The organism is Pseudomonas sp. ChxA (assembly GCF_030263855.1).
GTDB classification, from domain to species: Bacteria; Pseudomonadota; Gammaproteobacteria; order Pseudomonadales; family Pseudomonadaceae; genus Aquipseudomonas; species Aquipseudomonas fluorescens_CB.
In genome coordinates this window covers 181,254-208,157 of record NZ_JARPMK010000005.1, presented here as the reverse complement: position 1 = coordinate 208,157, position 26,904 = coordinate 181,254, and the positions used below count along the sequence as shown (strand labels likewise).

The following is a 26,904-nucleotide window of genomic DNA, read 5'->3' as shown; positions in this document are numbered from 1 at the left end:
CACGGTGCTCGCGCAGGATTTCTCCTTAGTCAGATTGCTCCTCAGGTGCAGGCCTTGCGCTCAGGCTCAATCACTCAAGCTCTGGAAGACGCTGGTGTGCCTCAGGAGTACCTTAATCTCCTCGCCCCATACCTCGTTCCTCAGGCAGAGCCGCCTCAGACCCTTGTTCATCAAGTGGTTGCGCTCTAATGCGAGGCACATTCAAATCTCAATTCCATTTTCAGGACTTGCCGACGACAGAACATATGGTTGTCTCTGGCGCGGAGCCAGGTGATTCCTTCATTGTGAATCAAGCTTCGATTCTTGTTCGCCACCCAATTGGTGATCAGTTCGCTTACACAAGCAACGACGCTTCGGGCGTATTCCTGGTGTGCTGTGAGATCGATGGGGCCGTTGTTGAAACCTTCGTCAAATTTCATAATGGACTGGTCACTTCCTGCGATAACAACCACTCACAACCCTGTGGTTACCGGTTCGCTCCAACCTGGATCAGGTCACATCGACTTGATCGGCCTGATGCAATCCGCACTCCCGAAGCCACTCATCTCGTTTCGCTTATTCGTGCTGTGGACGCCGGCGTGATTGTTGACCTTTCCTCAGATATGGATCGACTCATGGTTGCGCTCGCCCTTTGCCATGTCGACCTTTTAGGCGCGTTCACTCCAGCTCAGGCTTGGGCCTTCCTAGACGAGGCGCACATCTGCGCAGTGAGTCAGTGGGCTCGGTAGCATTGTCTGAATCGATTGTTCATTTAGACTGGCAGTTTCGCTACGCCCTTATTCAGAACGCTGATAGCCTTGAACGTATCTATAATACGAGACAAGTCATGCAGACTGATTGCACTGACGTCAGCGAGCATGTCACCCGCACGCTAGGCGTCCTTCAAGAACTGCCTCACGGCCCTTCTCATCAACGCCCTTTGAGTCTTTCTAACGATGGGGTCAACCCTGCTGAGAATAGCGGCTCACCTGATCATTACCTTAGGATTCTCCTAACCAACATAGCCAATGAGGTAGGCGCAGGGTTCCTCTCAAGCGTGAACCCTGCGCTCCTCGAGCAGTTTTGCATTATGACCGTCCTCAGAGGAGAGCCTGGCGGCAAGATGCTCAACGACTTGCTTTCTTCATTTCTCAGCTCCTATGCCAATCCAAAGAGCAGTGATTCAGCTGTTGACCTTCTCGGTGATCTCATTGGTCTTTCTGGCACCGCCCACACTCCTTCACCCGCTATTTAGAAACGTTCGGACCGCTCAATCGAGCCGTAACCAGAATTGGGGCCTAGCCCCTTTTTTGGTGTGAGGCTTCTGCCACGCGACAAGTACGTCTCCAATGGGGTTAATTTCTAGGAGTGTACTCATGAACACCACCATCTCTTCCCGCTCTACTACACCCCAGCTCGGATTCGATTTCCCCACTGGCATGGCCCTTTCTGGCGGCATCAACAAGTCTGGATCTAAATCCATCCCGGATCTCGACCTTACCAACCCAACTGGGATCGCAGCCGGGGAGGCTTTGTCACGAATGATCGTTGATGATCGCGTTCTCCACATGGGCATGACGACCTGGCGAGCTCTACTCGACCGTGCGATCTCTCTCGGGCACACAGAGTTGTATCCCTCTGAAAGTGGTCAGGTAGGCCTTCGCACCCCTGGTCTTCGTTTCGGACCGATCCAGCGCATGCCGGACCTGGGCCCGCAGTACGTCATTCAGTCAATTTTCAGAAACCGCCTCGATTCCCGCCTTAAAACAGAAGAGCAAGTGAAGTCTGGGCGGGTAATTGTCCAGGGCACGACCAAGGTTGAACTGGTCGTGCTCCAGGAGACGATGACTCTCTGCCTTTTCTTGGGCCGCAAGCAAATTGGGGCTCTCGAACTGGATCTGGACACATTGACAGCGGGTTGCGTGAACGACGGCGCCTCTCAAACCGCGGCATCTCTCACATCAAAGCTGGCCGAGGCCTTTCCCGATGAGGATCACCTCTTGATCACTCGATCGGCCCAGGCCGCTTTTGACCAGGTGCTGAAGGTCTTGGGGATCGGAGGTGTGAAGTGAGCCGACGGATTAACCAAGCTGTAATTCAACATCTGATTGATATTGAACATCGGGATTTAAACGCCGGGTCTGTTACTCCGCGGCTGGTAGAAGCCGCAGGTGAGGCGATTGCTGACGTTCTTCTTGATCATGGGTACCAGCTCGAGAGCAGCTATCGGGACGGTCGCGATGTTGTCCATTGCTACATCAACCCGCGAACAGGCGAGATTCTTGATGATATTGGATTCACTCTCGACCTTATGGATGACGGAGTGGACGGGCCAAACCTGACAGTGCTGTTGCGTACCGACGTGGCTCACACAGCACCCACTTTCGGCTTCTCCGAGGCATTGAGAACAGCCAGATCCTGGTACCTGCCCATGTCGAATATGGCGACTGCTCGCGAACTGTTCTCTGTTGCCGGCGGCCTCAAAACCGAAGCCTGCTTTGTGTGGCTCGCTGCTGCCTAGAACTAGATCATTGCGGGATGGGTGGAGACGTATGAAGAAGAAATCAACCAGCAAGAAGCACAGGCCGTTCAACGCACTACGTGAAGCTAGAAACAAGCTCGGGCTATCCCAGCTTGAGCTGGCTATCGAATTTGACGTTGCCCGTACGACCATCATAACTGCAGAGAAAACATCTCCTCGGCCGTGGATGACTATTGCCTGCCTAGGCCTAGGTAGCCTTATGTTTGTTGATCAAGGGGTGAAAACGCTATCTGGTGAGCGCTTCAGTAGTCTGCGTGAGCGGTTGGGCCTTACCCCTGGTTCCCTCGGATCGAAGCTAGGCTTTGCCGAAAGTACGATCATGACCTGGGAGAGGACATCGCCGCCGGCCTGGGCCCATCCAGCGATGATAGGACTGACAGTTTTATCGCTGGTAGGCTAACCAAGCTCTAATTTCTGAGCGGTTCCTTTGAGTTGGCAAAGGCGGGCAGTGCGTTACCCTGTTCGCCTTCATTAAACTGATTACAGAGGAATAGTGCACGATGTGGTTCAAAAACGTTTTGGTCTATCGGCTGACCCAAGATCTGCCTCTTACCCTCGAGAGCCTTGAGCAAGCGCTGCGTACCAAGGTTGCCAAGCTACCTGAAAGCCAAGTCCTCCAAACTGTTGGCTTCCTTGCTCCTAACAGCAAGAACCCCGACGCTCCCCTTGCTCACGTTGTTGATGGTGTGTTTCTCGTGGCACTCCGGATGTATGAACGTATCCTCCCCCCAGCAGTAGTAGCTGATGCTGTCGCTGAGAAGGTGGAAGAAATCGAGCTCAGTCAGCTGCGAAAGGTCTACAAAAAGGAAAAGGATCAGATCAAGGACGAGATCACCCAGGCCTTCTTGCCGCGCGCCTTCATCAAAAAGGCAACAACCTACGCTGCCATCGATCTCAAACAGAACCTGATCTATGTGAACACCTCGAGCCCTAAATCGGCAGAGGCACTTCTCTCGACATTGCGAGAGGTGCTGGGCAGCCTGCCGGTACGTCCTGTAGCAGTCAAAATTGCACCAACGGCCACCTACACTTCCTGGATCAAGACCGAGAAGGCTGCTGATGATTTCTACGTCCTCAGCAACTGCCGTCTGAACGACATCAGTGAGGACGGCGGGGAAATCCAGGTCAAGAATCAGGACCTTACATCTGACGAGATCAAACAACTGCTCGATAGCGGTAAAATCGTCAGCCAGATCAATCTGGCTTACAAGGACTTGCTGAGCTTCACTGTGAACGACAAGCTTGCAATTCAGGGCCTCCGTTTTGAATCGCTCCTGCATGAGAAGGCAGTTCAGGATGGTGGTGATGATGCAGATTCCCAATTTGACGCATCTTTCCTGCTCATGATGAAAACCTTGAACGAAGCCGTTCCAGCGTTGCTTACCGCCCTGGGCGGCGAGGATATTCCCGCCGGCGTTTAACTGACTGAATAAGGCCCGCCGCATGCGGGCCTTATGGTGAAAGCATGAATGATGTCGACAGCTTTATTCTCACGGTCCTGAAGACCGATGCGCTACCGGACAGCTTCAGTCTGGAGCAAGTCCAAGCTCTTATAGGCTCAGCTTTGGAGCATTCCGCGGACAAACAGTCTGCTCTTGACGAAGAGCGCATTCGCAATCTTCGCTCAGCCCTTCATACAATCGAGGAAACCACCACAGATACTGTGGCTGGGCTTGCTGCGCGGCATGCAAGGCTGTTAGATGATGACTGATGCCTATCAGCCGATAGCCGCGACTCAAATCCAAGCATTGCAACCCTTACTGGCTGGCTTCACCAAAGGCCTCATTGATCTAGCTACCCGCATTGCCAGCGGTCTTGCTGAGGTAGGTCTACCTACGAGCTTTGATCTGCAGGGCGACTGGGTAAAGCTCACTTTACTGACTGATCAGGGGGGCATCACCTTTGCCCTCATGGAGCCTGAGGTGTGCGGGTTATCGAACGAGGCTTTACCGATGCGTGTAGGGGTTAGCTTGTCGTTCGGTATTCCGGACGGAAACGAACTGACCGATAAGCCGGACACGATGTTCTACTTGCCGGCTTCGTTCACCGTGGATCAGCTCTTGGCACTCGGCCGAGGTCAATTTTCACCACTGCAGTTCACAGAGCTGTTGAACATGTCGGTGCGCCATGCCATGTCATCTCCACGTGATAAGTTCCCTCGCTCAATCCTCCTGATGATCGCTGAGCGAACTTCTTTACGTGACACTGGGGTTCGGTATTTTGAGCTTTGGACCCAGTCCCGTGGGGGTGTAGACATTCAACAACTACGCCCTACCAACAACCCGCACATCGCTGCAGCTGAAGCACGCACGCTTGGCTTCCAGCCAACTATCTATCGTTGCCAGTCAGGATCGTTCATCAGCTTTACGGAGACTGATGCAGGGGTGTTTTTATGAGAAGGCCACTCAGCGCTGGGATCGGTCTGCTGATCACTTTGAGCCTTGTTCAGGTGCAAGCACTTGCAGCACCTGTAGAAACACTGCCCAAACCAATACGGACCTCGTTGAAAACCGATTCGATAGTCTGCTCGCATCCCGAATCCCTATTCCTCATATACGAGGCAAGCTCTATTGCAATGGCCGGCGGGGGTAGCGATGCATTCAAAGCCTATTTTGCGGCTGCTGGGAACGTGTTCGAAGCACGATCTGAGTGTCTGGTCCAATCCCAGAGCATCGAGGTGACAGTAGAGGGTTACACCACGATTAATAATCCACTAAAACCCGAGCCAGTGGTATACGGGCGCTTTGGAATTGAGGGTTCGGATAATAAGGTTTGGGCCACGATTGGAAACCTCCCGGCCTTTGAGAAGGATGCTTTACGCTCGGGGTTGGTGAAATCATCCGCCCAAATAGCGGATACCCCACGATGAAAGACGCCTTAGCTGCTGTGCTTGGCGGAATATTGAATGGTTTTGAACAGGAGAGCCATGAAGCATACCTGGGTCTGGCCGAAACAGATTTCTATGCAAAGCTCGCTCAGGATATCGAAGAACGAACGCCCGAACGTTTCTCGATGCACCTGAGTGTCGAGCATATGAGAGCTGTGGACGGCTTGCTCCTGGCGAAACTTGGGGGTAACTCGAGTGCAAAATTCCTGTTTAAGCATGGGGACTTTATTGAGTCACATGTAAGAAAGGCCATCGAGCGTGCTGAAGGTTTTTCTTGTGGGGCAGATAAAACCAGAACCGTTATGCGTACGTTGGCTCGGCATCTTGTTGACGGCATCGCCATTGATCACGATTACTCAGGTGAGCGTACATACCACCTGCCAACAACAGTGCTTACGAACCAGGTTGAGGTCTTAAGTTTTTTCAATGGGCTGCACCGTCTCTACTACGGTGATCCTGTCCCTTACCTTTCCCACCTGATGGCCTATCCACCCGCCAGCGCTATTTCATAATCAGGCGGTGACCGCGGCCGGCGAGCCTGGCCGCGTCAACCTCGTCATCGAATGGCGCAGTATTCCTTAAGGTCAGCGATACGTTCCTGTGAATACATGTCGCCCGACGGGAGCTTTCGAGTCTCAGTACGCTCAGTGGTTTGAGCTATACCCGGAATTCCGTCTCGGGCCTGTGTGATGGTGTAAACAAGGCGTACATCGTGACAAGGCTGAGGCTCACAACCCTTTTCTGAGGAGCAGATTTTTGCTGACTTCTCGACTAATGCATCAATCTGCCGGCACTCGATATTTGAGAACCCAGCCTTGCATTTGAATCCTTCAAGCTTGAGATCGTTGATCAGGCTCGCCATCGCCGGGCTTGGATCGGTTATCCAAGCGGATGTACATCCAGCTAACGATGCAACGGTCAATAGAAGCACGGCTGTTGTCGTTCTAGGCACTGCCCTTCTCCAGCTGGCGCTGATCTTGAATGCGTTGATAGATCTCATCTCGATGAACATCAACATCCTTCGGAGCAGTGATCCCCAAGCGGACCTGGGTACCAACGCAGCTCAGGACAGTAATCGTGATGTCATCACCAATCTTGATTGATTGACCGCTGTTTCGAGTAAGTACGAGCATGTTGCCTCCTGTATTGACTCCAAGACCATATCCCCTGCTCGGGTCCGACGCATCCGAAAAATGGTCCTCCGAATTCAGTGCTGGGATTCTCATGAATTCCGACGACCCCTTTTGGCGTGCAATCGAAATATCAGCCGTTATCCTCGGAGACTGACCTGTTCTCGAGACCAAGACTGTGCAGATTTCAATGAAGAAGATCGTTTTGACCGTTGCCGCCATGGCGATGGCAGCTGCTGCATACGCAGCTTTGCAGCGGCCAGACGATGTGCAAGCACTTGCTACTGCGCAGGTTGAGGATTCTGACACCGTAAGATTGGCGATCGGCAAGGCATTCATTGCTGATCCTAAGTCTTTTGATCTGCCTGCAGCGTCTACACGTTTGGGTAAAGCCCGGCTGGAAGGATATGCGGTCTGCACGCAATCTGCTGAAGCCACTGCGGCCCAATACATTGAGGTTTCTCAGATGCTTGACTCTGTCGCGAACAATGTTCAGGACTTTCAACGCGTCATTGATGGGGTTATGGAATCGAAATCCGGCATGTCTGACTGTGATTTCCGCGTAATCGTAGCTATGGCACAAGCCAACAAGGGTATTTGATCACCCATGCATTCTTCGTCCGCCTTTCCTTATCGTCTTGTCTACCTCCATGTCGGCAGATTGAAAGCGAAGTGCGTAAATTCAAAAGTAAAGTGAGCCAGCTCACTCTTCTTGCTTCAACCGCCGCAATGCATATATGCATCGCGGGGTGCACGGGTAACCCCTAATGGACCACAGCAATCCAAGCACACAGCAACTCCCTGGGATGGAAAATGTATCAGCTTCGGCTGGCCGCCCCGACAACTCTATCGCTGCCAAGCTGCGCAACATGCAGCATCGCAACATGCAACGCTCGGCCGGGCCAGATCTGCAGGGCGAACTATTCAACCCATATGAAATCCGACTTGATGATGCTGATCACAGTAATCTGGTATCGATCTACGATGCTCTGCCTCGGTTCAGTTGGGCTTCGAAGACTGTTCGTGACATGAGCCAGATGAGCACCCAGCTTGAGGGCAGCCTCAATGGTCAGCCCTTCCGTGTGGTCATGAAGGCTGTGAGCATGGAGATCCCAATTAAAATCAAAGGAAAGGCGACTGGCCAGACGGAGTGGGTTGGCTTGTACCCCAGCAGCCGCGAAGAGTGTGTTGAGGAGGCTCTTCGAAAGTTCAGCACACAGCCCGGGCGCTTCAATGAGGTGAAGTGCTCTGTTAGCTTCAGCCTTTACGACCTCCGGCAGGAACTCAAGTCTGTAGGCCATACCTACACCTACGATGAACTGCGCCAGGCGCTGGACATCCTGGCAAAATCAAGCTTGACGATACAAACCCGGTCCTCCGATGGAGACGTGATAGACATTACCTCCAACTATCTCCCATTTCTCTACTTGCGAAGCAAGAACAAGAAGAGCAAAAACTACATCGATGTGAAGGATATTTCCGATCAGGAGAAGGGTGACGCCACTCTGTGTATGGCCGTATTACACCCCCTGATCTCACGTGGCATCGAACGGGGCGATTACCGCCTGTACCACTACTCAACCTCGATGAAACTCACGAACAGTCTTGCTAAGACTTTAAACCGGGAGCTTTCAATGCGCTGGCGGAATGCTTCCCCTACCCACCCCTATCGCTTCCACCTTGTTGAGTTTTTGAGTAATACAGCGAGGGGCTTGTCCAAACGCATGCCTGAGGATTATCGGGCGGTGAACATAGCCTTGGCCGAGCTTGTGCAGGAAGGGGTGCTCTCCGAGTTTAAGTCGACACCGATCAAGAAGCCTAAGGGCAAAGGTGCAATCGACTACGTCTACGAAATCCTACCAACTAAAAAGTTTGTCGGGATGATGATCGATGGCCATCGTCGAGAAAACAACCGCCAGCTTGCCCTCACAGCGTAATCAACCGGCATACAGCATTAAGCCCGCATCATGCGGGCTTTTTTGCACTTGCTGAAAACTTCCCCTACACATCTCGGATTTGGGAAATTATGACTTTCAAGCTTTGGTAGCGGCCGTGAGGGTTGCGTCTATTACGCAGCCCGGGCACTGGTTGGGAGAAGTGCGTGTATTTGGCTGTCCAACCAAAGATGCCTTCATCGTCTCAAATTCAGAAGGTGAGAGGTTTCGATAGCCATTGCGCCAAGGGTCGTTCGGAGAATCCAAAAATCTAATACTGCCCTCGTTGCCTGCTGCTCTGACTGACTGTTCAAGCCTTTCATCGATGCTCTGTTTTTCGATCATGGTTTGATTTCCTGGGTCAGAGTTTGACTAATCATAATTGAACCCCTAAGCATCGCTCAATGGATTCAGGAGAACCTTCGTTACAGACCAATTGTAACCGAAGGCTTAGGTGCCATCCTGTTGCGCTCATTAATCCTAAGCCCGCTGCGACAGGTTTGAATAGGCAGCTATAGTTGTATTTCTCTCAAACCAACCTGTTCTGAAACATGTTCCAGGTGCAGGCAAATCAGAAGTCAGGAATGGTGCACGATTGCCGAGCCTAATCTTCTCTCGATACCAAATTACACTCGGTTTCCTTGCCTCCAATCCGAGGACTCTGCGTCTTCATGGCAAGACCTCGCTGTCGAATCACGTTCAAACCTTATTCAAAATCGACATCTGGCCGATCCGCCATCGATCGATTACTGTCATTTGAACAGTCAGGATTGCTCCACGATTCACCAGCGACGATAGCAAGGATTGATGCACGATTCGAAAATTCCAAATCGGTGTGTTCCAGGCAGACTTGCATTTTGCCCGTTCGCGCCCTTTTCTGAATTGACTTCAATGTTAACTGTGTTCTCGGTACCGCTTAGCAAGGATTGCTTCACGATTCCTTGATGTCGAAAGGAATGAACTGTTCTCTGACATTCGTCTCTAATTTTGACCAAGTGAAAATATTTTGTTCTTTTCACCGCTATACAGTAGTAAGCATTGGTTCACGATAGTAGTCAGGATTGGTGCATTCACCCTTTGTATCTCTAGTTATCCACAGAAATTCGCTCTAAATAGCAGCTTTCCTTAGCGAGGATTGGCTCACGATCAAGCTAAGGCTAGTGAGGTTTAGTTCACGATCAGTTCTTATACAGTAAGGATTGGTCCATGATTCCGGCTTCCTTTTTGTCTCTTAATCAGGATTGATGCACGGTTGGAGTCAGGTTTGGTCCACGTTGATACGCTGCAAGGCCCGCGGTTATTGGGTTCCTGAGTTCCTTCCTTCTTTTGTCCTTTTCCTATTTATTCCTTTGATTTACCCGCTTCTGGCACGCGCCCTTACGTAGCTTAATACCCTCACATTCACTGCGAGGATTTCACTATGGAAGGACTAACCGCCTACGGTCGTTTTGCCGTCATTTGCTTTACGGTCGGGTCACTCGTTGGGAGCTTGGTCATCGGGTATCTGATGCTTACTCCTTCGCCACTACCAGTAGGCCCAACGGTTATCTCTTTCGCTGGCGCTGTATCACCAGCCTGCATCATCGCGTTAGTGATTGCTCGCTCGGTGCGTTCGATGTCATGGCTTCTGGCTCCAACCTTGTTGATTGGAGGGCTTGCAGTCCCTTTGGATTTTGCCTTCGCTTGCTTGCTCGGTTTCTTGAGCGAACGCGGTCTGCAGATGACGATAGCTGGTTTGCTCATGATTTCCATGGTCGCACTAGCAGTCGCTCTAGAGCGGACTTTGATACGAAGCTTGACTAACAAAGCACTCGGGATGCCGGTACAGCCTGGGCATGAAGAGATCTCTGGAGCCGCACGCTAATGAACGCAAAAGCAAGTCCAATTGGCGGCACCCAATCACTGCTCGTACGATCCCAGAAATGGCTCATGTCCAACCCTGAGTTGCTCGATGTGAAGCAAGCCTTATCAGCGATAGTTGCCAAGGTTTCCAAAGGTGCTATCGCCAACGACGATGATTCTCGGGATACCTACGACGCTCTGACTGAGCATTTTGTCGACGGCGGTGGCGACTTATCAGACCTCCCCTCCTACCCTGAAATTCCGATCAGTGACGGCTTGGAAACTAAGCTGGCAACTGTTGGTTCAGCAGGGCTTGATTATGGGAACTTGTACCCCGATCAGGTAACGGTCGCACCGCTGAGCCAGGAGGAAAAGCGAAGCAGGCTGCAAGAGCTCAGATCCACATTGGTTCGCCCAGGAGGTTTCAGATGAGCCCGTTGGAGCAAGCAAAAGAATGGCTCTCGAATGAAAAGCCAAACACTGAAGAAATTCAGCAATCTGTCGACAATCTATGCCACCAAGTGGCGAGGCCACCAAGCGGTTTATCTGTCGAACAGATCATGGCTGCTATTTCTCATCTGATGATGTCGATTGGAAAAGATCCAGCAGAATTGGTTCTCCCAGATCCCCCGCCCAAGGCTTGCCTTGACCTTAGCCCCCTGGGCGGCAACTCCGAGCATTTTGAACCAGAGCTGGACATCGTCGAGCGCCGTAGACGCTTCGAACAGTTGAAAGAGGACCTAAGGTCGCCGTTCTAAGATTCCGCTCGCTTCCGGCCCTTCAGCGACTCCACAGGAAGGCAAGGGGCCGATGACGCCTCGACAAAGAGATCAGCGTCGAAGAATTTTATGGCTTCCCTAAGCTCTGGCTCTTTCAGCAATTGAGCCAAGGCAGGATTGGTGCTCGATATCTGTTCCCATGCCTCACGCTTGTATTTCTCAGCTAGGCCGCTGAGCTTCACATACCTCTCACCCTTTGGCACAACTGGCATTGAATAGGTATTCATCCAGGTTGTAGCGGACTCATCTGCCATGGTTCACCAGTGGTTGTATAGATCAAACCACTGTGCCGGTATTCCCCCTCTCAGCAAGTCATAACGCCCTTCCCGAATTCTGATGAGGTGTTTTGGATTGTCATGTGTGCCGCGGCAGTTAGAATCTGCTCAATCATGGGCCAGAACTGACCATTGTCATGGCAAGAGCACTCATCCTCACTGACGTCGCGTCCGAGGCGTTTCACACTCAGCAGATCCTAAGCGACTTCTTCGATAGGGTTCGTGCGTGCAATACCGTTGCCGGAGCACTTGAGGAAATAGCTGAATCAAAGCCTGACCTGGTGATTGTCTTTGGGCTTGAGGGTTTCAGGTCCCAGCCATTCAAGGCTTTGGCTCAGGTAATAACCGACACCACCCCCGCAATGCTCATGTGTGTTGGTCCTCAGGTTGTCGGCAATGGAGAACCCGAACGGTCAATGATTGTTATCCCTCCGCTCAACCAGACCAATGTCGTAAAAGCAATACACGAACTCGGCCTGGCCGGCATCGTGAACCAATCCTCACTCAACAAATATTGCCTCCCGGCCAATTAGGGATGACCATGCTCAAGTCTTTGTTCAGCCTCACAGCTCTTTGCCTCGCCATCGCGGGCTGTGCTAGCAAGCCCGAGTTCCAGCAGAAAACGTACCAGTACGACTCCAAAGAGCACTCTGGGACCGTAGCTGTTACCGAAACCACCAATGTTCCTGATGAACAGTGCACAGAGCGCTGGCGGGATGAGCGGACTTACCAACCCAATGGTGTTCAACAGATCACCGGTTTTCGGATTGAAATTCAAATCCTTGACCACAGCCCTGACACCTACGGAAACCTGATCAAGGTTGAACTCCCATCAAACCACGGCCGTGATGTCCTGGTGCGCGACTTTCAGAAAGACAAGACTCTCATGGTCGGCGTCGACAAAAATGGCATGGTCAAACAGGGCGATTTGTTCTACTTCCCTGAAGGTTACTTTGTCCGTGCTGCACAGCCTCAGTTCAAAGACGAAAACTTGAGTTTCTGCCTAGGTGTCGATCGGACTTACGTCCCATCTGCAGAGTTGAATACACCTAACCCGCTGATCCACATGGACCGTTTGAACGTCCGATTCAACGGCAAACCTGGTGAAGAGAAGACCTTCAACTTCGGTTCGGTTCAACCGATCAGCGTTAATGTCCGGGCCGCACCACTGTGACTACGAAAACGGTTCTGGTTTTTGCCCCTAATGTCGGTGTGGCCTGTTCGATTGACGGACTGACTTCGATCGAGCTGGCGCAATACGCCATGGGGTACTACGAAAGTATGTTCGAGACATGCCGTGTCTCGTACCCGGATGGGAAGGATGCTTTCCTGATCGACGTTCTTTGCAACGGTTACACCGAATGCCATCAGGTTACAGCTTGGGCGGGTGTTCCTGAGGTCATTGAGTTCGATTTCGACAAATACCCTGCAACCCCAAAAGCGAAGCTTGATCACGCCACCTTTGGTGACGTACCAGCTCTCAAACTCATCATGAGCAAGTTTGCCAATATCCTGTGAGGACTTACCAATGCGTTGGATTGGTTTCATGTTGTGCCTGGTCCCTTTGGTAACCCACGCAGCAACCGCGGAACTGCAGGTCTCTGTGGTTGCAGGTGCTGAAGAGCCACAGGCTTACCACTACGCTCTGGATGGCAACAAATACGAGCTCGACATTCGTGAGAGCCATCGTTACCAGGCAGCATTCAAGGATGGTGCAACCAAGCGGGACGTTTGCCGGGAAGCCCAGTACAAAACTGGTCTGCTGCTCTCTTTGCGCTCCTTGCCCAAAGCAGCTGATGGCTCGCAGCCTGTCGAGGTCATCGGTCAGGTCTCAACCCTTGATAGTCTGGTCGACGGCAAGCGTTTTTCCTGCGGTCAAAATCAAGAGGTGAACATGAGTAATAAAGCGTTCTCCGATACCGTCCAGGTTGAGCCCAACCGTACAAAGGTCGTTGTGATCGATGGTAAATACGTGGTGATGTTGAAGGTGCTTTAGCACTTTTGAATGTGCTTCGGCATGTATTACGAGGGTTAACGTTTTTAGATCGGTGTGTCCTTGGAGGTCCCCTTGTTAAGACTTTTGATACTCGTATGTGTGTGCGCTGCTATTGCTGTAGCCCTTACGTCCGGATTATGGGGAGGCAAAGGTTGGTTCGTTTGATATTTATGGCTCATTCGTACAACAGGATCCTACTCACCGCCCCCCGGAAAGTGATGTAGACCTTTTCGGCTTTTTAGAGGGTTTCAGAATGTGGCACTACTCGCGTGTTGACTATCTGGGCCCTCATGCCATTTGCATTTTCTGCAACCGGCTTCTGCGGAGCCGCAAAGGAATCGTTATTTCCAACGGGTCTGAAGAGGCCTTTGCCGGCCCTAATTGCGCGAAAACAATGCTAGGCCCTCCAGAAGAACGCCTTCTGGACGTTACTCGCCTTGCGCTGCTCGTAGTCTCCGACGATGACCCAACTTTGCCTCCCGCCCCCTCGACTCTTCCAAGCTTGAAATCAGTTCCGCAGCTTGGGTCTGTACCCAAGACTCAGGTTCAGGTCCGCTCTCCACTTCCACCTCTCGACAAGATCGTTCAGTACCTCAGGCTGAGGTGCGAATTCATGTCCGAATTTGCGCACCATCGCTCTCAAATATTGACTCAGGCTTTTGATGCCTATACCCGAACGGGGCAACTTGATGAAGCTGACCGCAAGAGAGTTGCAGGGACGATTCGGAATGCGGGTGAGCAGAATACGGTTTTCAGTGAGGCTAATGTGATGCGTTGCATTGGAGTCAATCACTGGCTTCGTGAGGCTCTGGAGAACACGCACGCCGATCGACGCGAATTTCTGACTGCGATGCTCAATAAACTCCATAGTCAGTGGCATCTCACTGAAGCTCAACTCTCAGCGGTTAACCGCTGGGGTGAGTGGCTACGTAAGAAGGTCCATTCATTCCCCCATCTCGACACCCAGGTATTCAATGGTGTTGTGGTACCCGAATTTATGAAATCAAAAGGGCAAAGGAAAATAAAACCCTAACCCGGCTCCGTACTTAAACTTTGAACTGGATTTAAAGATAAATACGGACGCTGAGGGTTCTGGCACGCAGTTATGGGGTCAACAATTTGCCCATCCCAACATAACGAGATCCTCCCGTGACGAACCTTTCTCTTGCGACCACCAATGTCCCCCACACCCAAATTGATCCAGCGCTCTCTGGTCAGCGAGTGGCCTGTAATCTAATCCGACGCAATCCAAAGAATGACCCCCGTAAGGGTCGCAATAAGGCCCGCTATGCACAGATGAAAGAAAGCATCCGGGCTGAAGGTGTCATTCAACCCATCTTGTTGCGCCCTGTCCTCAATGCTGACTATCCATACGAAGTCGTCTATGGGAACACCCGTTTCGATATCAGCGTCGATCTGGACATATCGGATATCCCCGCGATTATTCGTGAAATGACCGATGTTGAGGCGCGCCGCGCAGCCACCATCGAGAACATCCAGCGCGCCGATCTGACTCCCATTGAGGAGTCGTATGCAGCCGTTACTGAGCTTGCTGATCAGAACAACGATCACGAAGAGGCATGCCGAACACTCGGTTGGTCGCGCTCCAAGCTCGACGCTCGCATCCTTCTGTCCAAATGCTGCGACGATGTTGCTGAAGCCCTTGTGCAAGGGGATATCAAGCTCGGCCATGCCGAACTGCTTGCACCAATGATTCACGATGACCAGCGACTAATCTGTGCCCGTATTGTTGAGCGCAAGATGACAGTTGCCGCGACCCGCGAGCGACTGATCCAACTTTCCGGGGTTATCGCTAATGCCCCCTTCGATACAACTGCCTGCCAAGGCTGCGAACATAACAGCTCGCAATTCGGTGATCTGTTCGGCACCTCGCTTGGTGAAGCTAAGTGCCAGAATCGCACCTGCTGGGAGGAGAAAACGTCCTCGCTCATTAAGGTCAAGCTCATTGAGGCCGAGCAAGAGTACGGAATCGTCCATACCGACCTGACCCTTCCTGACAATGGCTATGTGCTTTTGGAAGACAAAGGCCCGAATGGCGTCGGCATCAATCAATTCACTGCTTGCACAGCCTGCAAGAGCTACGGCGCTGTGGTGAGCACCAAGCCGGGGAACGAAGGGCACATCATCGGTGGTCACTGTTTCAATACGTCTTGCCATAACGAGCATAAAACTGCCTATAAAGCCTTGATCGCTAGCGCCACTGCTGAACCCGCAGCGAATCAAAGCGACAACGCACAATCGCTTAGCCCGACTGGAAAAGCTCCGGCTGCTACCGGCCCAAAGTCGGCAACTAAGCCCGGTGCTAACTCCCCTGCCAAGCCGCAGGAGGTCAAAAAGGCGATCAAGCGCGAGGCATTCACTCTGTTTTCGCAAATGGGCAGTCAGGCTATTCAAGCGAATCCATCCTACTCGTTGGCGATTGCCATCGTTTCGATGTACCTCGACATGCGTTCCGATCTGCCAAGCGAACTGCTTACCCGCTTGCAGAAGGCCCTTGGCTTACCGAATGGTCTGTTCGGGCATGACCGGGCATCTACCGAGGCTGCACTGGCACAGAAACCCGCAGAGGAGCTTCAGGGATATCTGAGCCAACTGGCCGCTTGTACTGTTTTCCGCCGCGACGGCAGCGACCAATTCCAGAAATCGATTCCTGGTGCTCAATCCATTGCATTCATCAAGGCAGCGGGTATGGATCCGGTCGATCATTTTCAGATGACCGAAAGCTACCTCAAGTCCCTGACTAAAGCCGGTGTGGTCGCTGACTGTAAAGCCAGCGGTTTTGAAGCGAAGTATGACGAAGTCAAAGGGGCGAAAGAGTTCGCAAAACTTGTGATGGGCAAGAGCGATGAAATTATCAAGGCCGTCCTAGCATTTGAGGAATTCAGCTGGAAAGGCTATCTGCCAGAGACGATGAAAATCTCTGCTTACGATGGTTCTGGCACAGTCTAACCACCCCCACACTGGCTCCAACTTAACGAGGAACACAAACGATGAACACTTTTCTCCAGTCAGTAGGTGCGGTACTCACCACCGGCCTGAAATCAACCGTCGAGCTGCATGGCTTAGGTGATGGAAAGATAAAGCTGTTGTACACCCCGGACATTGGCCCAACCCCTGAAAAATCCTCCGAGGCAGTCGTTCAGCTTCGTTCCGCAATTGCAAAGCCAATGGTAGTGAGTGGCACGCCAGAGGAAATCGAGGAAGCGTTCGCAGAGTTGATCGCATCCAAGGCGGCTGTAGTGCGTCGTGGTTTGAGCGCTCTGGATGAAATCGAGCGCCTTGCCACTAAGGCGGTTGATGAAGCCAAGTCGAAGCCTGCGGCAAAAGCTGCCTCCACTGCACCTGCTGTGGGCGAAAGCGAAGACCGTGACGATGAAGCCGACAGCGATGCAGACAGCGAAGCCTCAGGCCATCGCGCCCCCGTGGCAACTGAAGTTACTGGCAACAGTGCAACGAACTTTTAAGGGGGATTTATGGCCGTTTCAATTCTCACTCTGAGCCGTTTGTTTCGCTTTGCCGGTCGCGATCTTCCTGATCCTGATCCGAGCATGGAGCCGATGGATGTGCTCAAGCACTATGCCCGTCAATTTCCTCGCCTGAATGGCGGCAAGTTGATCGACCCTATCAACGAAGGAGATTCTCAAGTTTATGAGTTCCGTCAAGGCAACTTCGGCGACCGCGGCTAGCCCGATAGAACAACTCAGGGCATGGGCGGGCGGTGCAGCCGCCCCCACTCCCGAACCCACCATCAACGATTGCTGCCTTGAGCGCAGCCAGCAGGTCAGACTGTGGAATCTCATGCACAAACCAAGCAAACCTGGAGTCCTCTCCAGTTCCCTAGCGCCCCGCTAACCGCGCTGACCATCCCGCATGTTAGTGCAGCAGTGCAACACAGTGTTGCTGCCTTGTTCATGCGCGAGCACGGCTATTTGGTAGATCATAAAGGTCACAGCGCTTTCTGCTTGGAGGCCCTTCAGGGAGGATTGCTTCACGAATCTGACCTAAGCCCTCTCAACTGCTACCCGAATGGGTACGGCCTGCATCTGGTGACTGGCAAGGTTGTGCGTAGCATTGAGTCGCGGGTCGAGTTCACACGCGAGGCTGCGGTTCCTGATGCCGAGCGAATTGCTTACGGTCTGGCCCGTAAGGACATCGACATCACATACGCTTCCGGGATTGCGCTGTCGGTAGCTGAGGCAGGATTGCTGCACGATTCTGTTCTCGCCCCCATCCTCACTCAGGGGGCCGATTGCGGCTATGACCTTGTCAACGCAACTAAGACAGCCCTTGACGCCTTGTGGCCTCAAGCTCAGCGCGAATGCCGAAATGTCGAAGGCGGCACGGTCTACACCGATCAGCCTTTTTACAGCCACATCCACGGTAACGACTTCTATCTAGAAGCCTGCGAGCGCAACTGCTTCTACCTCGATTGGCCAGAGTTGACCCAAGAGAATCTTGAGATGCATATCCTGCTGACCAAGACGCTCGACGCGATGAATACCTACTTGATCCCGTTTCACACGCCATTCACAGCTTTCAGTTGCTGGGGCCAGTACACGGGCGGGGTTTCTGAGAGCTACGAAGCAATCAAGGATGACGTTACGGGCAAGAGCCATGCTGAAATTGTAGAGGTTTTGAAGGCGCACGATGACCTCGACGAGCTTGGCTGGCTGGGGATGGAGATGGATGCCGACGAAATGGATGATGCATCTGTTGAGCGCGCCGCTTCACTGCTGTGGCAGATGGATGACGTCGAGCGCAATTTCAAATATCAGCTTACCTATGGCCAAGATGTTACCAACGAAAACCGTAAAGCCGAATTGGGTGAATTGCTTTCCCAGGCTCGGGAAATTAGCCGCCGGAACTCAAGGGAATCTGGTCTTGCGCAAGTTCTGTCTGACGCGCTCAGCTCTTGCATTAGCCGGGTTGACGGACACCAACCCGTTGACGCCCTAATTGCTCAGGCTTACGGCGACAGCGAGGAGCTTGGGGGATACGAGAACAGCCCAAACCGATTCTTCGATTGCATTTGGGTGCTCGCAGATGAACGCCATAAGGCGCTTCACGTTGAAGCTGTTGAGGGCTTCAACGCCGATCTAGAGGAGTGCGCCGATGTGACGGTGAAGCTCCCGCTAAACACCGGGGTGCTGGTGGCACAGGTCACAGTCCCGATAATGGAGAGAACTAGCCAATGCCTTGAACTGCTAAGGCGCATCCAGCTCTCTCTTGAGGTTCCTGCAAATGCTCAACAATGATGTCACGGCCCGCGCCCTCATTGCGTTTCACCACACCAAGACCAATCGTCTCGATTTCACTTCCCATGAGGTCATTAACTCACCAGTAGAAGGTGGGTTCACTCTCGGAGCTGGTCGGGCGTTCTCAGAAGAAGACAAGGAAACGCTGGTTGATCTTCTTTTGAATATTGACGCTGGCATCGAATTTATCGACACCCGGATTCTGATCAAGTCGCGTAGCTTGCTGGCTTGGTACAACCCGCCTCAGGTCATTGACGTTCTGTTCAGGGACTCTGTTCACAAAGCTCCGATCCCGGGCCTGATATTTATCGCTTCCCAAGGAAAGCTCCGCTGCTTCGCCTTCAAGGGTAAAGGGCGACCTACCCCTGACACTAAACTGTTCTTGGCCCCAATGGGCAATATGTATAGCTCGGGGTCCTTCTGCTCGGGCAACTGCGATGTTCCAAAGGACAACACCATCGCGAGCATCCCCGGCTGGGAGCGATTCGTGCTGCAATGCGTGAATACGCACATGGGTATCAAGGTGCTCAAGACTCCGACGAATTACGAGGAGGTTATTGCCTTCTATAAAATGCTGAGCGACACCAGCGCCAAAAACTTTCCGGCAGCTCAACTGCTTCCGATGCTTGCCAAGGGGGTTCAACTCACTCTGAAGGATGCAGTGGTTACAGGGGGTGAAGAATGACTGCTACCGTTCAGGCCTTGCCAGTGGCGACACGTTACAAGACCCCCAACGAATGGACTTCTAGAGCAATTCGTATCGTCGTACTTGGAGCTGGGGGCAACGGAAGCGAGGTCGTAGACTGCCTGTCGTCGTTGCACTGCGCCCTGCGCAGCCTTGGTCATTCACATGGGCTGCATGTCACCGTCATCGATGATGCAATCGTGCGCGAATCCAACCTAGTCCGGCAGCGGTTTTGGCCTTGTGATTTGGGCGCATACAAGAGTGTGGCCCTAGCCAACCGTTACAACCTGAACCTTGGACTTGATTGGGTGGGCCTACCGTACCGGTTTCCTTGTGAGGAAACTCGATTTGCGATCGCCAAGGCCGACCTGCTGATTTCATGTGTTGATGTGAACTCGGCCCGGTTAGCAATCGGGAATAGTGAGGGTGACTTCAAGCACAACGCAATGTGGCTCGACATGGGCAACGGACATCGTCACGGTCAGGTTGTTTTTGGTGGGCTGCGGGCCAAAGACCGTAAGAAGTTTCCATGTGTACTGGATCACTACCCCGAAATTGCTGACATGGCTGACAACCATACGAAGTCGTGCTCTGCTGCTGAATCGATTGCAGCCCAAGACTGTCTAGTTAATCGAACGGTTGCCACGGCGGCGATGAACGTCGTGTGGGAGTTGATACGTACTGGCTCTACAAATCGAAATTGGATCACCGTCAGTTTGGAAACGGGCGAGCAGCAAACCTACCCTTTCCCGCCTCAGAACAGCGATAGCTGATTCGCCTCGAAATAAATCCGCTCCATACACTGGGGCGGCAGACCGGAATGCCCTGACGCCTTAGCCCGGGCAATCATTCCTTCCCTGAGATTTGCTGCGAATGCTGCGGCACACGATGTACAAATCGTGAAATCCTGAAGCACGGGCAGATCATCAACTTCCACAGTGTAGATGACCTCACTCCCAGCTACAGACAGATCACAAAGAGTTAGCCTTGCAATCAAAGCTGGTTCAGGTCGGGCCATAGCAAGGTGAACGTGCTTGTGCATCACCAGCATCACCAAGGTGTCCCCTTGGCGAATAGCTTGTTGCAAGGTAGTCGTTGGGCCCACGGATCGATCACGTTTGGAGGTGTGATACGAGTATAACGCTGGCGCTGAATGAGTCATCTGAAAGCAAACCTTCTGAATCCTGGCTCAGTTAGCTAAATATCCCAATATAGGGCAGTTGCCTTCCACTATTAGGCTATAGGGGAGACAAAATGCCGTTAGCAATCCATTTCTACGATGCAATCACAGCGGGTAAATCACCCGCTGAAGGTCAAATCGTGCGCTATGACTCGCTCATGTGCGAGGAGTCTCTAATGCCTCAGGTTATGGAGATGATGGTCGGTTTGCGCAGTGATGTGCATGTTGATCTGGAGGCTGCTGCTAACTCTGAACTCGGTTCAATGGATCTGCTGAGCGGCCATTCGGAATTGGAGTGTGCGAGAACAGTCCATCGTCATTTCACGCGACCAAACTGTTTGCATATCGGCTTAGGTAATACTACGCGGGTTGATCCGTTTCTAAGGTCAACTTTTTACCGCAATCTTCTGCCTTTCCCCTGCATTGGGCTACCGGGACACAGCTACTACCTGGATCTAGAAACCATGCTCCGGGCCATTAATATCTTAAGGCCGGATGAGTACCCTTGGGCGGACAGCCCTGACCCAACCAACACCCAATCCTTCCATCATTTCCTCATGTGGGATGCGAATGTAAGCGGCGAGAATCGCGCGGTGAGGTTGAGAGATCTACTGGCGGACACGCACGCCAGCTGTCCCAAGCTTGTTGGCCATGCTCTCAAGCACTCATCTCTACAGAGCATCAAATCTGCCTTGGGCTTAGAGCAGGGTGAGGTCTGCGATCTCGAAAGCGCCACACCCATGTACCTGGTCCACCAAAGTCTGCAGGCACCGAAAGGCTTCATCCTTGGACTGCCAGTTGGTGTCGATATCACATACCCCGATATTTTGTATGTGGCGGATCTTGAGTCCGATCTTAGCCAACTATGCAATCCAGCAATCACTTCATACCAAAGCTTTGTCCGAAACCCTTCATCAAATCCAAATGGGCCGCTTGTGCGGATTTCCCTCAGCCGCTTTCCTTTCTGCGCACCGCTTTCGGCCATACGACCGGCCGATGCAGCTCGGCTTTCCATCGATATCGGACTGGTGAAGCGAAGGATCGCCCAGCTCAGGTCTGCGACGCTCTTACCGTCCAGGTTAAAGGAAACACCTGTACTCCAGTTGTCGTCTCAACCTTCTGACGTGTACCACCGCATGTGGGCAGGAGATTTTTCACCTAAAGACCAGGTACTGATGCAAGAGCTCCATCAAGCGCCTATGGGGGAATGGCTAAATCTAGCTGTTGGCGCGAGCGACGGTAGGTTCCATGAATTAGTAGTCCGTCTGCTGGGCAGGATAGCCCCGGAAATATTAACAAGCGGCCAAAGAAGCGAGGTTGATGCATTCACTCAATTGCGGTTCGCCAAAAATTCGCCCCCCCCACTTTGGGTAGCAGAGCTCTTGAAACAGGCACAAGATGGCAATGAAGCATCATCAGCGGCAGTCGGCCTTATGCAGCTGCACAAACGCATTACCCGCAATATCGGATAAGTCATGGAATCATCGACCTCACCCAGCTACGACCCATATGCTTTTTTACCCTTTGTTGCCTATCGCTCTCTTGATAGGCCCGAGGGAGAGTTTTGCTACTCATTGATGCACTTCGTCGAATCTGAGAAATTCCGGGGTGTCGATGAGTCCTATCGTCAGTTCCTGCTGAAGCAAGATGATCGTGATGACTTCCTGCTGGAGACAGGTGCCATTGACCAGGGTGGTGTACGGCAGGATTGGGTTCAGGTTCGGTTTGCTCTGATAAGAGCAGGAATGTGGATGCAGTTGGTTCAGCACCAAGACCACCTGCGTGAGTCATTGCTTCAGGCAGGATGCGAAACAGGTGTTCCATTGATTGACCAGGTTGCCGCGGACATCTACGAGCGGTTGATGAAAGCTCATGAGCCAGGAAATGAGTTGCGGCGGGTTGTACTGGCGGGCGACGTAGGCGTGATCGATGCAGAGATATTCAAAACCTTTGACCATCTGTTTCAGAACCGAATGCCCGATGAAATCTACGTTTCAGATGAACCGGGGGTAGCTGAAATGGTGCACAAATATGCACTTGCCAGGTACATCCCCCTTCGAGTGTTCACTTCAGCAGATCAAGACTGTGCTGATCAGATGCTCGCTAAGGGAACCCATGTCTTCACAATCAGTGTAGAGGCTGAGTCGGATTCTTCCCTGGCAAACCGTTTGCTACAACTCGCTGCGGAGCAGGGGAAGGTCTTTCATCGCTTCCCTTGGGTCAGTTAAGTCGTGAAGGCCCAAGCGCTGATCATTGCAATGCTTTCGCTATGTGGCTGCGCTGCAGACCCTGCCTGGGTTGTAGCGCCTCCAAAAGCCATCTGTTTTGAGCACGCGGACAAAAAGTGCATCGGTGACATGATCGCTAAAAGCGTTGAGACCGAACATCCTGGTTCAGTTCGGGACTCAGCCATCCGCAGCACTACGGCATTAACTCTAGGCGCTGGTATTCCAACCCCCCAGCTTTTGATAGACCTGAAGACGCAGTCTGAAACCTTCATGTGCCTGAGGCCCGATAGCGACTTTGTTAGTGCTGGGCAAGCGATCAACGCGGCTAGAGAGAAGCGCTTTGATTCAGCACTCGATGAGGCACTGAGTGTGAAGGATCCGGAAGCGCAGGTATTAGCCCTTCGCCACATTGCTGCGCTGGCATCTCGATCAAGCGATGTTAAGGCGATTGGACGGTCCCTCAACACCTTAAACTCGGTAGACCAGCCAGCGTATATGGACGCGCTTCAGCAACGCTTACTCACTCTTCTGGCAACAGGCGACATCGAGCGGGCAAATACCCTGAGAGACGTGTTGCTAGATTTTTACGCGAAGCGACCGGGCAGCACGATGGAGCTCGCTCAGATAGCGATTAGCTACGCGACTACCGGACATATCGAAGACGCAAACGTATTCCTGAAACGGGCGGCAGGCCTAGTCAAAGAACTGAACAGCAAAGACATTGGTGTGCTGTTCCGGCTGGTTATCAAAGCAGCCCAAGGTGTCTACCCTCCTCCACAGGACTTTTACGAGTTTTCTAGTGACGCCATGAGGCTTCAAGCTTACGTTCAGCTGGCGATCCTTTTTGACCGTTCAGGGCAAACTGGGTACGCCCACCGGGTAGCCAGTGACATGGCAAGGTTTGCACAGAAGTCATCATTTAGAGTCGACGGACGTGATGCTACCAACGCATTCAGCAAGGTTCTGATCGAAGCAATGTAATGTTATCCACAATTTCCAGGGACAAATGTGTGCATAACCCTCCGCAACTCATACGGTAACAACCCTCAAAGGATGTGGTTAATAATTGATCAGCACGACTGATTCTGGCACATTCTTTTGGCAGTAATTATGGGCAATACCTCAAAGGGATTAGCCCATGAAATTCTCCATCAAGTGTTCCGATCTAGCTCACTACCTCAAAACCGTTGCACGTGTACCCCAGCGCAAAGCCACTGACGTCTACGGTCACTTTTTGATACAGGTAGATGCCTCAGGTTTGGTGCTGTCTGCTCATAACGGCCAGAAGCAAATGAGCCTAACCATCCCAGCCGATCTGTTCACCCTGCAGGGCGATGGGTTTGCTGTCTGCGTCCCGGCAGTCAAGTTCGACCAAGTGGTTTCAGCTCTGGCAAAAGATGCGATGGTTTCCATCCAGTTTGCCGAGCCTAAGCTCGTGATTTCAGCTGCGCGATCGCGCTTCACTCTCGCCACAATTCCTGCCGATCACTTTCCCGTCATGGAGTTCACTGCCGACCAGAGCAAGGGTGAGCTGAACATCGCTGGTAGTACCCTCAGTACCGCAGTTCATCAAGTGGGCTTCTGTGCTGCCCGTAATGACGTTCGGGTGATGCTCAACGGCATTCTGTTCGATTTCCAACAGGGGCTCATGACCCTCGCTGCCGCTGATGGACTTCGCCTGGGTGTCACTGAAGTACCTGTGACTGGTGAACCGATGCAAAACTTCATCCTGCCGAGCAGCTGCATTGAGGATGTTTGCCAATTCGTTGGCACCGGAAGTGTTCGGGTTTCAACCTCTGGCAGCATGGCGCGCTTCACTCGAGAGGGTGGCGTACTACACACGAAGCTAGTTGAAGGAAAATTCCCTGACTACCGCAAGCTGTTAGCAGCTGCTGAGCAAGGCGACGTCGCCCGCATTGTCCGCGACGAATTTGCTGGTGCTATGGCCCGTGTCGGGCTCTTGTCCGAAGGTGCAGTTTCCTTGGTGCGCCTCGCAGTTTCCGCCGAGTCCATTTCGATCCAGTCAGTGGGCGGTAAGGCCGAAGACCTGGCCGACGATGTTCTCGCATGCGACTACAACGCGGAGCCGCTGGAGATTGGTTTCAACGGCCAGCTGGCTGGGGAAATTGTACGTTCTCTTGGAGCCGCCGAGATCGATGTGATTTTTTCCGGAGCTGCTTCTGGCACGCTCCTAAGAGCTCGAGACTTGCCATCACACAGTTTCGTATTGATGCCGGTACGCCTATAGGGCCAGGCTCTGGAGATAAATGATGAGCAATGTTGCGATCCAGCTTTCAACACAACACCAAAGCCCGGCAGAGCCACGTATTGGTAGGGGCTTCGATCTGCCTACCCAGACCCCGGCACTTCCAAGCCTCGATGGCCCAAAGGGGCTCCTGAGCGCTCAAGATGAGCAAGCTCTGGGCTTCCGGATCCTCATGGGTCAACTGGACCTGGTACGGGCATTGGCCGTCGATACGAGCATTGTCTCTTCGATGGTCAAGGAGATCTGGGATGCCATGGGCGAGAAGGACAAGGTCGACAAAGCGGTTGCGCTGATCTACCACGACGGTGCCTGGTTACGTGTTGGTACCCTGCCTGAAGGCGACTACTCAGCCAAAGAGGCTCACAAGAATGCAAAGGCTATTGCTGATCAGAAATTCGCCTCACTTGTTCGACGCAAGCTGAACACGATCCGAACCCTGATTAGCGAATTGCGGGGCTATGCGGCCGAAGGCATGGACGGCACTCTCTTCAGCGCTGCTGTTCGCGATGAGCTGCGTTTGAAACTCGCTGAGATCGTTCCATACGACTACATCTTGAATCGTGCGGCTGATCAATTTCGCGTCAACTGCAAGGAGTTGAGTGCTCGCACTCGTGATCTGATCAAGTTTATCTGCGACGAGGTTCGGATTTCTAAGATCAAGGTTGAAGGGATCATCTCTGGCAACTGGACATCACCTAAGCTGATTCCGGCATTACTGATCTCTGGCGGCTATGAGCTTAAGCTTTTCCCCCCAGCTGCGATGAAGAAACTCCGTCTCGGTATCACCAGCCGTCAGCAAGCAATCCTTGACGCTGCGTCCACCGGCGAAGCACCAGCCATTGAGATTCTTTCCGCGTGGTCCGTTTTCAACCGCGTTGATCGTGATATTGAGAAATGCGCTGATATCTTCACCAATGCAAATGTTCGTCTGGTAGAGCAGCAAATCGGCCGCTTCCGTTTTGCGGACAAGGAAATTGCTCGGTCTGCAGCCAACATGGGATTGACTCGTGCGGTTTACAGATTTGCGCCTGAGATGGGTTTCCGTTTCTCGACGATCGCGCTCACTTGGATCAATGTATCCATCAGTCGAGATCTGGCTGACCAAGAGTCCATCCGCCTACCCGAAGGTATGCATAAACACCGTCGCATGATTTCTAATATGCTTCGTGATCAGCCAAACGTGTCTATCAATTCCCTGGCCGAGGCAACGAAGCTGGAGCAGGACGTTGTTCGTGACCTTGTCCACTTCGCCGGCGGTCAGAGATCGCTCGACACAGCGTTCCAGGGCACTGACTCTTCAGATGCAGATGGCCTTCATGAGCTGCTCGCTGACACCAACAACGATTTCATGTCTGAGATCGAAGAAGACAGCATGCGCCAGTTTGTAGAAAGCGCCCTGGGAGACGTTCTAACTCAGCGCGAGATCTTCGTAATCGTCAATCGCTTCGGCATGGGCGACGCCCGTGAAAAAACCTTGGCAGAACTATCGGTCGAAATGAACCTCTCGAAAGAACGAGTGCGTCAGTTGGAGATCCAGGCTTTGAGTAAAATTCGCGACTCTGAATTCGCTGAGACGCTCTTCGAAATGTGGGGTGACATGTGAACGATCGCTTGCCTCTTCCTGGGGCCGACGTAGAAGTCCAGGGCGTTATGGGAACCTTCGTGGGGGCCGATCTTATGAGTAACGGGCAGGTTTATTTCACGATTCGATCATCGGCCTCGAACGTGTCCTTAATGGCCATCAAGTGCATTGATTGCCTGGTAGGTATCCAGCGAATCAGTGACTGTGTCGTTACGGTCTCATCGGGGGCGTGTAAGTGGCGCAAGAGTCCGACTGGGGATCGATTCGATGAGGATTTCTCAACGATGCTCGGTCACTCTGTTGAGGACTTCCAGGCATCTGAA

At 52.5% G+C, this 26,904-nt stretch carries 34 protein-coding genes; 30 read left to right on the top strand and 4 right to left on the bottom strand.

Annotated features, from left to right (window positions below):
- Positions 1-730 precede the first annotated feature (730 nt).
- The 9 genes from P5706_RS35555 (at position 731) to P5706_RS35515 (ending at position 5,920) form a co-directional block, all read left to right on the top strand.
- Positions 731-1,234, top strand: coding sequence for a hypothetical protein (locus P5706_RS35555; RefSeq protein ID WP_153045967.1), 504 nt, complete (start codon positions 731-733; stop codon positions 1,232-1,234).
- 121 nt (positions 1,235-1,355) lie between these two features.
- A complete protein-coding gene (locus P5706_RS35550; protein WP_078465904.1) occupies positions 1,356-2,051 on the top strand; it encodes a hypothetical protein in 696 nt (231 codons plus the stop codon).
- On the top strand, positions 2,048-2,500 hold the full coding sequence (locus tag P5706_RS35545; RefSeq protein ID WP_011923235.1) for a hypothetical protein: 453 nt from the start codon (positions 2,048-2,050) through the stop codon (positions 2,498-2,500). Before P5706_RS35550 ends, P5706_RS35545 begins: the two co-directional genes overlap by 4 nt.
- Before the next feature lie 31 nt (positions 2,501-2,531).
- The gene (locus P5706_RS35540) at positions 2,532-2,921 is read left to right on the top strand and encodes a hypothetical protein (protein ID WP_078465903.1); all 390 of its coding nucleotides are present in this window, start codon (positions 2,532-2,534) and stop codon (positions 2,919-2,921) included.
- A 100-nt stretch (positions 2,922-3,021) separates the two neighbouring features.
- Positions 3,022-3,942, top strand: coding sequence for a recombination-associated protein RdgC (gene rdgC / locus P5706_RS35535; RefSeq protein ID WP_078465902.1), 921 nt, complete (start codon positions 3,022-3,024; stop codon positions 3,940-3,942).
- A gap of 44 nt (positions 3,943-3,986) precedes the next feature.
- The gene (locus P5706_RS35530) at positions 3,987-4,232 is read left to right on the top strand and encodes a hypothetical protein (RefSeq protein ID WP_078465901.1); all 246 of its coding nucleotides are present in this window, start codon (positions 3,987-3,989) and stop codon (positions 4,230-4,232) included.
- On the top strand, positions 4,225-4,917 hold the full coding sequence (locus P5706_RS35525; protein ID WP_153045966.1) for a hypothetical protein: 693 nt from the start codon (positions 4,225-4,227) through the stop codon (positions 4,915-4,917). Before P5706_RS35530 ends, P5706_RS35525 begins: the two co-directional genes overlap by 8 nt.
- Positions 4,914-5,390 carry a hypothetical protein gene (locus tag P5706_RS35520; RefSeq protein ID WP_078465899.1) on the top strand — a complete coding sequence of 159 codons (477 nt, stop codon included), beginning with the start codon at positions 4,914-4,916 and terminating at the stop codon, positions 5,388-5,390. Before P5706_RS35525 ends, P5706_RS35520 begins: the two co-directional genes overlap by 4 nt.
- The gene (locus tag P5706_RS35515; protein ID WP_078465898.1) at positions 5,387-5,920 is read left to right on the top strand and encodes a hypothetical protein; all 534 of its coding nucleotides are present in this window, start codon (positions 5,387-5,389) and stop codon (positions 5,918-5,920) included. The genes P5706_RS35520 and P5706_RS35515 overlap by 4 nt, the downstream gene beginning before the upstream one ends.
- A gap of 432 nt (positions 5,921-6,352) precedes the next feature.
- On the opposite strand, the gene csrA is transcribed toward P5706_RS35515, so the two are convergent.
- Entirely contained in the window at positions 6,353-6,541 is a 189-nt protein-coding gene (gene csrA / locus P5706_RS35510) for a carbon storage regulator CsrA (protein WP_011923241.1), read from the bottom strand.
- 187 nt (positions 6,542-6,728) lie between these two features.
- Here csrA and P5706_RS35505 point away from each other — a divergent pair, with 187 nt between their 5' ends.
- Entirely contained in the window at positions 6,729-7,139 is a 411-nt protein-coding gene (locus P5706_RS35505) for a hypothetical protein (RefSeq protein ID WP_078465896.1), read from the top strand.
- A 166-nt stretch (positions 7,140-7,305) separates the two neighbouring features.
- A complete protein-coding gene (locus tag P5706_RS35500; protein WP_230383543.1) occupies positions 7,306-8,475 on the top strand; it encodes a replication protein in 1,170 nt (389 codons plus the stop codon).
- A 96-nt stretch (positions 8,476-8,571) separates the two neighbouring features.
- Here the strand turns inward: P5706_RS35500 and P5706_RS35495 are convergent, their stop codons facing one another.
- A complete protein-coding gene (locus P5706_RS35495) occupies positions 8,572-8,817 on the bottom strand; it encodes a hypothetical protein (RefSeq protein WP_153045965.1) in 246 nt (81 codons plus the stop codon).
- A gap of 1,075 nt (positions 8,818-9,892) precedes the next feature.
- Between P5706_RS35495 and P5706_RS35490 the strand changes: the two genes are divergently transcribed.
- From P5706_RS35490 to P5706_RS35480, 3 genes are read left to right on the top strand one after another with little or no spacing between them, the layout of a single operon-like run.
- A complete protein-coding gene (locus P5706_RS35490) occupies positions 9,893-10,336 on the top strand; it encodes a hypothetical protein (RefSeq protein WP_078465895.1) in 444 nt (147 codons plus the stop codon).
- Entirely contained in the window at positions 10,336-10,746 is a 411-nt protein-coding gene (locus tag P5706_RS35485; protein ID WP_078465894.1) for a hypothetical protein, read from the top strand. Before P5706_RS35490 ends, P5706_RS35485 begins: the two co-directional genes overlap by 1 nt.
- Positions 10,743-11,072 (top strand): hypothetical protein, encoded by a 330-nt coding sequence (locus P5706_RS35480; RefSeq protein WP_078465893.1) that lies wholly within the window; start codon positions 10,743-10,745, stop codon positions 11,070-11,072. Before P5706_RS35485 ends, P5706_RS35480 begins: the two co-directional genes overlap by 4 nt.
- Here the strand turns inward: P5706_RS35480 and P5706_RS35475 are convergent.
- Positions 11,069-11,347, bottom strand: coding sequence for a hypothetical protein (locus P5706_RS35475; protein WP_078465892.1), 279 nt, complete (start codon positions 11,345-11,347; stop codon positions 11,069-11,071). The two genes, P5706_RS35480 and P5706_RS35475, sit on opposite strands and share 4 nt — an antisense overlap.
- Positions 11,348-11,505: 158 nt before the next feature.
- On the opposite strand from P5706_RS35475, the gene P5706_RS35470 reads away from it, so the two are divergent.
- The 11 genes from P5706_RS35470 (at position 11,506) to P5706_RS35420 (ending at position 20,098) form a co-directional block, all read left to right on the top strand.
- On the top strand, positions 11,506-11,901 hold the full coding sequence (locus P5706_RS35470; RefSeq protein ID WP_078465891.1) for a response regulator: 396 nt from the start codon (positions 11,506-11,508) through the stop codon (positions 11,899-11,901).
- A gap of 8 nt (positions 11,902-11,909) precedes the next feature.
- Positions 11,910-12,542, top strand: a complete 633-nt coding sequence (locus P5706_RS35465; RefSeq protein ID WP_177345121.1) for a hypothetical protein — start codon at positions 11,910-11,912, stop codon at positions 12,540-12,542.
- Entirely contained in the window at positions 12,539-12,886 is a 348-nt protein-coding gene (locus P5706_RS35460) for a hypothetical protein (RefSeq protein ID WP_011923250.1), read from the top strand. The genes P5706_RS35465 and P5706_RS35460 overlap by 4 nt, the downstream gene beginning before the upstream one ends.
- 10 nt (positions 12,887-12,896) lie before the next feature.
- Complete coding sequence (locus P5706_RS35455) at positions 12,897-13,364, top strand: hypothetical protein (protein ID WP_078465888.1); 468 nt, start codon at positions 12,897-12,899, stop codon at positions 13,362-13,364.
- Positions 13,365-13,977: 613 nt separating this feature from the next.
- The gene (locus P5706_RS35450) at positions 13,978-14,397 is read left to right on the top strand and encodes a hypothetical protein (RefSeq protein WP_153045964.1); all 420 of its coding nucleotides are present in this window, start codon (positions 13,978-13,980) and stop codon (positions 14,395-14,397) included.
- 116 nt (positions 14,398-14,513) lie between these two features.
- Positions 14,514-16,334, top strand: a complete 1,821-nt coding sequence (locus P5706_RS35445) for a PRTRC system ParB family protein (protein ID WP_238597269.1) — start codon at positions 14,514-14,516, stop codon at positions 16,332-16,334.
- Between the two features lie 41 nt (positions 16,335-16,375).
- Positions 16,376-16,849 carry a PRTRC system protein E gene (locus tag P5706_RS35440; RefSeq protein ID WP_078465886.1) on the top strand — a complete coding sequence of 158 codons (474 nt, stop codon included), beginning with the start codon at positions 16,376-16,378 and terminating at the stop codon, positions 16,847-16,849.
- Between the two features lie 9 nt (positions 16,850-16,858).
- On the top strand, positions 16,859-17,071 hold the full coding sequence (locus P5706_RS35435) for a PRTRC system protein C (RefSeq protein WP_078465885.1): 213 nt from the start codon (positions 16,859-16,861) through the stop codon (positions 17,069-17,071).
- A 102-nt stretch (positions 17,072-17,173) separates the two neighbouring features.
- Positions 17,174-18,640 carry a hypothetical protein gene (locus P5706_RS35430; RefSeq protein ID WP_078465884.1) on the top strand — a complete coding sequence of 489 codons (1,467 nt, stop codon included), beginning with the start codon at positions 17,174-17,176 and terminating at the stop codon, positions 18,638-18,640.
- Positions 18,627-19,325, top strand: coding sequence for a PRTRC system protein B (locus P5706_RS35425; RefSeq protein ID WP_078465883.1), 699 nt, complete (start codon positions 18,627-18,629; stop codon positions 19,323-19,325). The genes P5706_RS35430 and P5706_RS35425 overlap by 14 nt, the downstream gene beginning before the upstream one ends.
- Entirely contained in the window at positions 19,322-20,098 is a 777-nt protein-coding gene (locus P5706_RS35420; RefSeq protein ID WP_078465882.1) for a PRTRC system ThiF family protein, read from the top strand. The genes P5706_RS35425 and P5706_RS35420 overlap by 4 nt, the downstream gene beginning before the upstream one ends.
- Here P5706_RS35420 and P5706_RS35415 read toward each other — a convergent pair.
- On the bottom strand, positions 20,080-20,412 hold the full coding sequence (locus P5706_RS35415) for a hypothetical protein (RefSeq protein ID WP_153045963.1): 333 nt from the start codon (positions 20,410-20,412) through the stop codon (positions 20,080-20,082). The two genes, P5706_RS35420 and P5706_RS35415, sit on opposite strands and share 19 nt — an antisense overlap.
- Before the next feature lie 167 nt (positions 20,413-20,579).
- On the opposite strand from P5706_RS35415, the gene P5706_RS35410 reads away from it, so the two are divergent.
- From P5706_RS35410 to P5706_RS35390, 5 genes are all read left to right on the top strand, one after another.
- A complete protein-coding gene (locus P5706_RS35410; protein ID WP_078465881.1) occupies positions 20,580-21,977 on the top strand; it encodes a hypothetical protein in 1,398 nt (465 codons plus the stop codon).
- A 3-nt stretch (positions 21,978-21,980) separates the two neighbouring features.
- Positions 21,981-22,733 (top strand): hypothetical protein, encoded by a 753-nt coding sequence (locus P5706_RS35405; RefSeq protein WP_153045962.1) that lies wholly within the window; start codon positions 21,981-21,983, stop codon positions 22,731-22,733.
- Positions 22,734-22,736: 3 nt separating this feature from the next.
- Positions 22,737-23,714 carry a hypothetical protein gene (locus tag P5706_RS35400; protein WP_153045961.1) on the top strand — a complete coding sequence of 326 codons (978 nt, stop codon included), beginning with the start codon at positions 22,737-22,739 and terminating at the stop codon, positions 23,712-23,714.
- 157 nt (positions 23,715-23,871) lie between these two features.
- A complete protein-coding gene (gene dnaN / locus P5706_RS35395; protein WP_078465878.1) occupies positions 23,872-24,981 on the top strand; it encodes a DNA polymerase III subunit beta in 1,110 nt (369 codons plus the stop codon).
- A 22-nt stretch (positions 24,982-25,003) separates the two neighbouring features.
- Positions 25,004-26,602, top strand: a complete 1,599-nt coding sequence (locus P5706_RS35390; protein ID WP_078465877.1) for a sigma factor-like helix-turn-helix DNA-binding protein — start codon at positions 25,004-25,006, stop codon at positions 26,600-26,602.
- The last annotated feature ends 302 nt before the right edge of the window (positions 26,603-26,904 follow it).